The organism is Neisseria sp. P0020.S003 (assembly GCF_051957095.1).
In the GTDB taxonomy this organism is placed as follows: domain Bacteria; phylum Pseudomonadota; class Gammaproteobacteria; order Burkholderiales; family Neisseriaceae; genus Neisseria; species Neisseria subflava.
Genome location: NZ_JBQCWU010000069.1, coordinates 1 through 451, shown reverse-complemented (window position 1 = coordinate 451; position 451 = coordinate 1). Strand labels below are relative to the sequence as shown.

The 451-nt window shown below is 55.2% G+C and carries 1 protein-coding gene; it reads left to right on the top strand.

Going from position 1 to position 451, the window contains the following annotated elements; all coding sequences use genetic code 11:
• A partial coding sequence (locus tag ACTHTQ_RS11345; RefSeq protein ID WP_440363975.1) for a hypothetical protein occupies positions 1-451 on the top strand: 451 nt, incomplete at both ends.

The window sequence follows — 451 nt, the reverse complement described above, 5'->3', positions numbered from 1 at the left end:
ACACAAAAACCCCCAACCCCACCCACCCCACCAACCAAACCACCCCCCCACAACCCCAACCCAACACCACAACAACACACCCCCACCCACAACACCCCCCACACCACCCACAAACCCCAACAACAAAAACCCCACCAACCACACCAAAACCAAACCAACCCCAACAACAACAACAAAAACCACCCCCAAACAAACCCACAACACACAACAAACACCCAAACAAACACCACACCCCCAACACCCAAACAACCCAACCCCACCCCCCCCAACCCACCCCCAACCAAAAACCCCCAACCCCCCCAAACAAACAACCCCCACACACACACAACACAACCCCCCAACAAACCCCACCCACACCCCCCCACAACCAAACCCACCAACAACAAAAAAACCCCCACAACACCCAACCACAACCCCAAACCAAAAACACCCAAACACACCAACACCCACC